Source organism: Streptomyces telluris (assembly GCF_024519335.1).
Classification (GTDB): Bacteria; Actinomycetota; Actinomycetes; order Streptomycetales; family Streptomycetaceae; genus Streptomyces; species Streptomyces telluris.
In genome coordinates, this window is the sequence record NZ_JANIID010000021.1 from 121,530 (window position 1) to 131,285 (window position 9,756).

The following is a 9,756-nucleotide window of genomic DNA, read 5'->3' on the forward strand; positions in this document are numbered from 1 at the left end:
CGGGATGCTCCTTTGTGCGGGTGGGGTGAGAGAGTCGGGAGGGTCAGGAGAGGCGGGAGCCCGCGGGTACGGCCTCCCGGAAGCGGGCGGCGAGTTCGGCGACGGTGGGCCCGGCGAACAGGTCGCCGATGCCCGGTCCGGCCTCGCCGGTGCCGAAGGCCTCGCGGATGCGGTGCAGCAGCGTCATGGCCAGCAGCGAATGGCCGCCGAGCTCGAAGAAGCTGTCGTCGACCGCGACTTCGGGCAGCCCGAGGACGTCGGCGAAGACCTCGCACAGCGTCTTCTCCGCCACGTCGCGCGGGGCCCGGCCCGTGCCGCCGGCGGCCATGTCGGCGGCGGTGGGCGCGGGGAGCGCCTTGCGGTCGAGCTTGCCGTTGACGGTCAGCGGCAGCGCGTCCAGGAAGACGAACGCGGAGGGGACCATGTACTCGGGCAGGGACTCCGCCAGCGAACGGCGCACGGCGGCGGCGTCGATGTCCCCGGCGGTCAGGGCGTCTCCGGCGGTTGCGGGGACGAGGTAGGCGGCCAGGCGCTTGACGCCCGGGGTGTCCTCGCGGACGACCACGGCGGCCTGGGCGACGGAGGACAGGCCGGTCAGGGCGTCCTCGATCTCCCCGGGTTCCACACGGTAGCCGCGGATCTTGACCTGGTCGTCGGCGCGGCCGAGGAAGTCCAGCAGGCCGTCCCGGCGCCACCGGACGACGTCGCCCGTACGGTACATGCGGGCGCCGGGCTCGCCGAAGGCCGCGCCGAAGGGGTCGGCGACGAACCGGCCGGCGGTCAGGCCCGGGCGGTCGAGGTAGCCGCGCGCCAGGCCGACGCCGGACACGTACAGCTCGCCCGGGACGCCCACCGGCACCGGCCGCAGCGCCGCGTCCAGCACGTAGGCGCGCGTGTTCCAGATGGGGCGGCCGACGGTGGCGGTGTCGCTGTCGAGCGTGCCGCCGCCGAGCGTGTTGATCGTGTACTCGGTCGGGCCGTAGAGGTTGTAGCCCATGAGGCCGGGCGTCTCGCACAGCCGCGTCCACAGCGACTCGGGGACCGCTTCGCCGCCGAGGAGGACCAGGACGGGGCGGTGCCGGTCCTCGTCCAGCAGGCCGCATTCCACGAGCGCCTGGGCGTAGGACGGCGTCACGTTGATGACGTCGACCGCCTGCTCGGCGCAGTAGGCCGCCAGGCCCTCGGCGTCACGCCGCAGGGACTCGTCCAGGACGTGGACCTCGTGCCCTTCCACGAGCCACAGCAGTTCCTCCCACGACATGTCGAAGGAGAAGGAGACGGTGTGCGCGATGCGCAGCGTCCGGCCGCCGGCGGAGGCGACGACGGGGTGGAAGATGGCCTCGCGGTGGTTCAGGAGCATGTTGGTCAGGCCGCGGTAGGGCGTGACGACGCCCTTGGGGCGACCCGTGGAACCGGAGGTGAAGATGACGTACGCGGCGGCGTCGAGGTCCACCCGCGCCTCCACCGGCCCGTCCGGCAGACCCGCCAGCTCGGCGACGACGGCAGGGTCGTCGAGCTCCACGCGCGGGACCCCGTCGACCTCGGGCATACGGGCGCGCGCCGTGGAATCGGTGAGCAGGACGACGGGTGCGGTCTCCTCGACCATGTAGGCGAGGCGGTCGACCGGATAGTCCAGCTCCAGCGGCAGGTACGCGGCACCGGTGCGCAGCACGGCGAACAGTGCCGCCACCATCTCCAGCGAACGCGGCAGGCCGAGGGCCACCACCTTCTCCGGTCCGGCGCCCCGGGCCAGCAGCAGACGGGCGAAACGGTTCACCCGGGCGTCCAGTTCGGCGAAGGACCAGACGCGGTCTCCGGCCACCAGGGCCACCGCCTCCGGCGTGCGCGCGGCCCGCTCGGCCAGCAGGTCCGCCACAGAGGCGTCCGGCAGTTCGTGTCCGGTCCGCGCCCACTCCCCCAGGACCGCGTCCCGCTCCTCCTGCGTGAGCACGTCGAGGGCGCCGATGCGGCGGCCGGGGTCCTCGGCGACCTGGGCGAGGAGGGACAGGAGCCGTTCCACGAGGGCCTCGGCGGTGGAGCGGTCGTAGAGGTCGGCCGCGTACTCGAAGGCGATGTCGATCTCTTCGGCGCCGGGCGTCTCCTCGAAGTTGAAGTCGAGCTCGAACTTCACGGCGCCCAGTTCGAACGGGAGGATGCGGCTCTCCAGCCCGAGGAGGCGGCGGGCCTCGCCGTCGCTGTTGCGGTACCCGAGCATCACCTGGAACAGCGGGTGACGGCCGGGGACGCGCGGCGGGTTGACGGCCTCGACCAGGCTGTCGAAGGGCAGGTCCTGGTGGGCGAAGGCCACCAGGTCGTGCTCCCGGACGCGGCCGAGCAGCTCGGTGAACGACGGGTCGCCGGAGAGGTCGTTGCGCAGCACGAGCGTGTTGACGAAGAAGCCGACGAGCCCGTCGAGCGCGGCGTCGGAGCGGCCCGCGACCGGGGCGCCGAGGGGGATGTCGTCGCCGGCGCCGAGCCGGTGGAGCAGGGTGGCGACGGCCGCCTGCAGGACCATGAAGGTCGTCGTGCCCGTGGTGGCGGCGGCGTCGCGCAGCCCGCGGTAGACGGCCCGCGGCACCTGGGCCCGTACGGTGTCGCCGCGCAGGCCGGTGGCCGGGGTGCGCGGGCGGTCGGTGGGCAGGGCCAGCTCCTCCGGGAGCCCGGCGAGCGCCTGCTTCCAGTACGCGGCCTCGCGGCCGTGCAGGCTCTGCTCGTCCGCGGGGTCGCCCAGCAGTTCGCGCTGCCACAGGGTGTAGTCCGCGTACTGCACGGGCAGCGGCTGCCAGGCGGGGGCGGTGCCGCCGGCGCGGCTGGTGTACGCCGTGGTGAGGTCGTCCACGAAGGGCAGCATCGACCACTCGTCGCCGGCGATGTGGTGGAAGAGCAGCACCAGGACGTGGTCGGTGGGCGCGATGTCCAGCACGGTGACGCGCAGGGGCAGTTCGCGCGAGAGGTCGAAGCCGTGCCGGACGGCCGTCTGCACGTCGGCCTCCAGCGCCTGCTCCGTGGTGGTGACGACGTGCAGCGCGTCGGCGGGGGCGGGCGCGTCGAGGATGCGCTGGACGACGCGCCCCTCGTGCTCGGCCACGACGGTGCGCAGGCTCTCGTGGCGGGCGGTCACGTCGGCCACGGCGAGCCGCAGCGCGTCCGTGTCGAGCGCGCCGCTCACCCGGACGACGAGCGGGACGTTGTACGTGGCGCCGGAGGCGTCGAGGTTCTGCAGGAACCACATGCGGCGCTGGGCGTGCGAGAGGGGCAGCTCGGCCGGGCGCTCACGGCGGACGAGTGCGGGCCGCTCCTCCGTCGCCCCGGCGGTGCGCTCGGCGAGGGCGGCCGGGGTCGGCGCCTCGAAGAGGTCGCGGATGGCGAGGCCGGTGCCGAGGGCCGTGCGGATCCGGCTGACGAGGCGGGTGGCCAGCAGGGAGTGGCCGCCCAGGTCGAGGAAGTGGTCGTCGGGGCCGACGGGTCCGGTCCCGAGCACCTCGCCGAACAGGGCGCACAGCTGCTCTTCCCGGGGGTTGGCGGGAGCGCGGCCCGTGCCGGTCGCGCCGGGGTCCGGGGCGGGGAGGGCCTTGCGGTCGAGCTTGCCGTTGACGGTCAGCGGCAGCGCGTCCAGGACGACGAACGCGGAGGGGACCATGTACTCCGGCAGGGACTCCGCCAGCGAACGGCGCACGGCAGCGACATCGACGACGTCCCCGGCGGTGGCGGGCACGAGGTAGGCGGCCAGGCGCTTGACGCCGGGGGCGTCCTCGCGGACCACGACCGCGGCCTGCGCCACGGAGGGCAGTTGCGCCAGCGCGTCCTCGATCTCGCCGGGCTCGACGCGGTAGCCGCGGATCTTGACCTGGTCGTCGGCGCGGCCGAGGAAGTCCAGCAGGCCGTCCCGGCGCCACCGGACGACGTCGCCCGTGCGGTACATGCGCCCGCCCGGCTCGCCGAAGGGGTCCGCGACGAAGCGGCCCGCCGACAGGCCCGGACGGTTCAGATAGCCGCGGGCGAGGCCGACGCCGGACACGTACAGCTCGCCCGGGACGCCGACCGGGACCGGGCGCAGCCACGCGTCCAGCACGTGGGCCCGCGTGTTCCAGATGGGGCGGCCGACGGTGGCGGTGTCGCTGTCGAGCGTGCCGCCGCCGAGCGTGTTGATCGTGTACTCGGTGGGACCGTAGAGGTTGTAGCCGATCAGGCCGGGCGTGTCCTTGAGGCGCTGCCACAGCGACTCCGGCACGGCCTCGCCGCCGAGGAGGACCAGGACGGGGCGGTGCCGGTCCTCGTCCAGCAGGCCGCATTCCACGAGCGCCTGGGCGTAGGACGGCGTCACGTTGATGACGTCGACCGCCTGCTCGGCGCAGTACGCGGCCAGGCCCTCGGCGTCGCGGCGCAGCGACTCGTCCAGGACGTGGACCTCATGGCCCTCGACGAGCCACAGCAGTTCCTCCCAGGACATGTCGAAGGAGAACGAGACGGTGTGGGCGATCCGCAGGCACCGGCCGCCGGCCGCCTCCACGACGGGGTTGAAGATGGCCTCGCGGTGGTTCAGCTGCATGTTGGTCAGGCCGCGGTAGGGCGTGACGACGCCCTTGGGGCGGCCCGTGGAACCGGAGGTGAAGATGACGTACGCGGCGGCGTCGAGGTCCACCCGCGCCTCCACCGGTCCGTCCGGCAGACCCGCGAGTTCGGCCACGACGGCGGGGTCGTCCAGCTCCACGCGGGGAACGCCGTCGACGTCCGGCATGCGGTCGCGTACGGAGGAGTCCGTGATCAGGACGACGGGTGCGGTCTCCTCGACCATGTAGGCGAGGCGGTCGACCGGGTAGTCCAGCTCCAGCGGCAGGTACGCCGCTCCGGCGCGCAGCACCGCGAAGAGCGCCGCCACCATCTCCAGCGAACGCGGCAGGCCGAGGGCCACCACCTTCTCCGGTCCGGCGCCGCGGGCGAGGAACAGCCGGGCCAGGCGGTTCACCCGGGCGTCCAGTTCGGCGAAGGTCCACACGCGCTCGCCCTCGACCAGCGCCACCGCCTCCGGCACGGCGGCCGCCCGCTCGGCCAGCAGGTCCGCCACCGAGGCGTCCGGCAGCTCGCGTGCCGTGGCGGCCCATTCGCCGAGGACCGCGCCGCGTTCCGTCTCCGTCAGCACGTCGAGGTGCCGGACGAGTACGCCGGGGTCCGCGGTGATCTGTTCCAGGAGGGAGACGAAGCGCTGCGCGTGCTCCTCGACCGTCGTGCGGGCGAAGACGTCGGGGCGGAACTTCCATTCGAAGCCGAGCCGGTCGCCCGGGTTGGCCGCGAAGATCAGCGGGAAGTGGGTGGCGTCCACGTCGGTGACGTCGTCCACGCCGAGGGCCTGTCCGATGCGGTCGCGTTCGTCCTGGTCGACGGGGGTGTTGCGCAGCACCTGGAGCGTGTCGAAGAGGCGGCCTGCTCCGGCGGCGCGCTGGATGGTGCCGAGGCTGAGCTGGTGGTGCGGCAGGAGGGCCGCCTGCTCGCCCTGGAGGCGGGCCAGGTAGGCGGTGACGGTCTCGTGCCGGTCGAGCCGGGCGCGGACCGGGACGGTGTTGAGGAACATGCCGATGGTGCGGTCGATGCCCGTCAGCTCCGCCGGGCGGCCGGAGACGGTGGTGCCGAAGACCACGTCCTGGCGCCCGGTCAGCCCGGCCAGGAGCAGGCTCCAGACGCCCGAGAGGACGGTGTTGAGGGTCAGGCCGTGGGTCCTGGCGTAGCCGGTGATGCGAGAGCTGAGGGCGGCGGTCAGCTCGGTGACGTGCTCCTCGGGCAGGAGGGCCGCGCGCTCGCGGGCCTGCGGGGCGATGAGCGTGGGCTCGTCGACGCCGGCGAGGGCGGTGCGCCAGGCCTCTTCGCCGGCGGTGGTGTCCTGGGTGTGGAGCCAGGCGAGGAAGTCGCGGTAGGCCAGGGGCCGGTCGCCGGCCGGGCCGGGCTGCGGGAGGGTGCCGCCGGTCACCAGGGCGTGGCAGCAGGCCAGGAGCTCCTGCAGGAACAGGCCGGTGGACCAGCCGTCCCACAGCAGGGTGTGGTGGGTGACGAGGACGTGCTGGCGGCCGTCGGGGGTGAGGACGGAGGACAGGCGCACCAGGGGCGGGTCGGCGAGGTCGAAGCGGGTGCGGGCCTCGGCGTCCTGGAGCCGCCGCAGCTCGGCGTCGGCGGCCTCGGGGGCGAGGGTGCGCAGGTCGGTCTCGGTGACGGGCACGGTGGTGCCGGCCGGGATGAACTGGACGGGCCGGTCGAGTCCGTCGTGGAGGAATCCGGCGCGCAGGTTGGGGTGCCGGTCGAGGACGGCGGTCACCGCGGTGCGCAGGGTCTCCACGGGGACCGGGCGGCGCAGGGTGACGACGTCGCGGGAGGTGTAGACGTCGAGGGCGTCCTCGTCGTAGAGGGCCTCGAAGAGCAGGCCCTGCTGGAGCGGGGAGAGCGGCCAGATCTCGGTGACGCCGGGGACGGCGGCGCGGACGGCCGCCGCGTCCTGCGCACTGGGTTCGGGCAGTTCGGCGGCGGGCGCCGGGCCGGTGGTGTCGCCGGCGGGCGCGCCGTGGCCGGCCCGCTCCGCCAGTCCGGCGGGGGTGCGGCCTTCGAAGACGTCGCGCGGGCTGAGGGTGAGTCCTGCGGCGCGCGCGGCGCCGACGAGGCGGATGGAGACGATGCTGTCGCCGCCGAGGCGGAAGAAGTCGTCGTGGACGCCGACGCCGGGGAGTTCGAGGACCTCGGCGAAGAGGGCGCACAGGGCTGCCTCGGTCTCGGTGGCCGGTTCACGGTCGCCGGCGGTCGCGCCGGCGTCCGGTGCGGCGTCGGGCAGCGCCTTGCGGTCGATCTTGCCGTTGACGCTCAGCGGCAGGGCGTCGAGGGTCACGAAGGCGGACGGGACCATGTACTCGGGCAGCCGGGCGGCGCAGGCCTCGCGCAGGGCGTCGGGGCCCGCGTCGGTGCCGGGGGCGGGGACGACGTAGGCGACGACGTGCTGGGCGCCGGCCGGGGTGGTGCGGACGAGGACGGCGGTGTGCCGGACGGACGGGTGGGCGGCGAGGACGGCCTCGATCTCGCCGAGTTCGATGCGGAAGCCACGGACCTTGACCTGGTCGTCGGTGCGCCCGAGGTACTCGACGGCGCCGTCGGCGCGGCGGCGGACCAGGTCGCCGGTGCGGTACATGCGCGTCCCGGCCGGGCCCTGCGGGTCGGCCACGAAGCGCGACGCCGTCAGCCCCGGGCGCTCGAGGTAGCCGCGGGCCAGCTGGACGCCTGCGAGGTAGAGCTCGCCGGGCACGCCCACGGGCACGGGGCGCAGAGCTGCGTCCAGGACGTGCAGGCGGGTGTTCCACACGGGGCGGCCGATGGGGACGACGCCGGCGCCGGGCTCGGTGCGGTGGTACGTCACGTCGACGGCCGCTTCGGTGGGCCCGTACAGGTTGTGCAGCTCGGTGTGCGGCCACAGGGCGGCGAACCGGTCCACGGCCGCGGCGGGGAGGGCCTCGCCGGAGCAGAAGACGCGGCGGACGCCCCGGAAGGCGCTGCGGATCGTCTCGTCCTGCTCCGCGGCGGAGGTGAACGCGGTGAGCATCGACGGGACGAAGTGCGCGGTGGTGACGGAGGCCCGTCCGGCCAGCGCGGCGAGGTAGTCCGGCTCGCGGTGGCCGCCGGGCCGGGCCAGGACGACAGCGGCGCCGCTGACGAGCGGCAGGAAGAACTCCCACACCGACACGTCGAAGCTCGCGGGGGTCTTCTGCAGGATCCGGTCCCCGGGGCCGATCCCGTAGGCGTCGCGCATCCAGTCCAGGCGGTTCACGATGGCCTCGTGCGTGACCACCACGCCCTTGGGCCGGCCGGTGGAGCCGGAGGTGTAGATGACGTAGGCGGCGTGCTGCGGGGCCGCCGCGGGCTGGTGCAGGGGGGCGGCGGCGCGGGGCGCGTCGGCGAGCAGGACGGGGACGTCCTGCAGCCAGGAGAGCCGGGGGTGCTCGGCGCCGGTGGTCAGCACGCACACGGGCGCGGCGTCGGCCACCGTTCCCGCCAGGCGTTCCGCGGGGTGGTCGAGGTCCAGCGGGAGGTAGGCGGCGCCGGACTTCAGCACGCCCAGCAGGGACACCATCAGTTCGGCGGAGCGCGGCACCGCCACGGCGACGATCCGGTCCGGGCCGGCGCCGGCGGCGGCCAGTTCGCCGGCCAGGCCGTCCGACAGCTCGTCGAGCTGCCGGTACGTCAGCTCGCGGTCCTCGTAGACCACTGCCGTCGCGTCCGGCGTCTCCGCCGCCTGGCCGGCGAACCGCGTGACCAGCGTGCCGCCGGGAACGGGCCGGTCCGTGGCGTTCCACTCGCCCGCCAGCGAGCGGCTCTCGTCGGGGAGCAGCAGGTCGAGGCGGGCCAGGGGCGTCTCGGGGGCGTCGGCGAACAGGGTGAGCAGGTGCAGGAAGCGGTCGGCGATGCGCTGGGCGCCCTCGTGGTCGAAGACGTCCGGGCGGTAGCCGAGCTCCAGGCGCAGGGTGTCGCCGGGCAGGACGCGCATGGTCAGCGGGTAGTGGGTGGCGTCGCGGGCGCCGAGGCCGGTGACCTGCAGGCCGCAGCCGGCCGCGGCGGCGCCGAGGACGCCGGAGACGTCGTCGCTGCCGGCGTAGTTCTCCACCACGAGCAGGGTGTCGAAGAGGGGGCCTTCGACGGGGGTCAGGCGCTGGATGCCGCCGAGGCCGAGGTGCTGGTGGTCCATCAGGGCGGCCTGCTCGGCCTGGACGGCGGCGGCGGTGGCGGCGAGGGTGGCGCCGGGTGCCAGGCGGACGCGGACGGGCAGGGTGTTGATGAACAGGCCGACCATGGTGTCGGCGCCGGGGAGGTCCGCGGGGCGGCCGGAGACGGTGGTGCCGCTGACGACGTCGTCGGCGCCGGTGAGGGAGCCCACGAGGACGCCCCACAGCGTGTGCAGGACGTTGCCGAGGGTCAGGCCGCGGATGCGGGCGGCGACGGTGACGGCGGCGGTGAGGTCCGGGTCGGCCTCGGCCACGACGTCCGCCGGTTCGGCCGGGGTGCCGAGGCCGGCGCCGGGGGCGACCGGGCGGGCCTCGGTGATGCCGTCGAGGGCGGCGGTCCAGGCGCGGCGGGCGGCGTCGGCGTCGCGGCCGGCGAGCAGTTCGAGGTGGTCGCGGTAGGGGCGCACGGGCGGCAGGGCGGCGAGGTCGCCGCGGGAGCCGACGAGGGTGAGCAGCTCCCGGACGAGGATCGGCATGGACCAGCCGTCGAGGAGCAGGTGGTGGCAGGTGACGACGAGCCGGGCGGTGTCCGGGCCGAGCCGCAGCAGGGTCAGCCGCAGCAGCGGCGGTTCGGCGAGGTCGAAGCGGTGGTTCCAGTCCTGCTCGACGGCGGCGCGGACCGCTTCCTCCTGGACCGGCCGGTCGTCGGCGAGCGCGGTGAGGTCGAGTTCGCGCAGCGGGGTGCCGACGTGGCGCTGGACGAACTGGACGGGGTCCTCGCCGTCGTCGTACCAGAAGCCTGCGCGGAGGTTGGCGTGGCGCTGCAGCAGCGCGTCGGTGGCGGCGGCGAGGTCGGCGGTCGGGAGGGGGCCGTCGAGGTCGAGGTGGGACTGGACGACGTAGACGTCGCGGGAGCCCTCGTCGTAGACGGCGTGGAAGAGCAGGCCCTCCTGCAGGGAGGACAGGGGGTAGACGTCCTCGAGCGCGGATCCGGCGCCGGAGTCGTCTGCCGGGTTCAGGTCGGTGGAGTCAGTCATCGTGGCGCTCTCGGTCGGGGAGTCGGCAGGGG

Annotated in this window: 1 protein-coding gene; it reads right to left on the reverse strand. The window is 74.7% G+C overall.

Annotation, left to right across the window (positions count from 1 at the left end):
- Positions 1-43 precede the first annotated feature (43 nt).
- Entirely contained in the window at positions 44-9,724 is a 9,681-nt protein-coding gene (locus NQU55_RS22365; RefSeq protein ID WP_256791007.1) for a non-ribosomal peptide synthetase, read from the reverse strand.
- Positions 9,725-9,756: the final 32 nt, after the last annotated feature.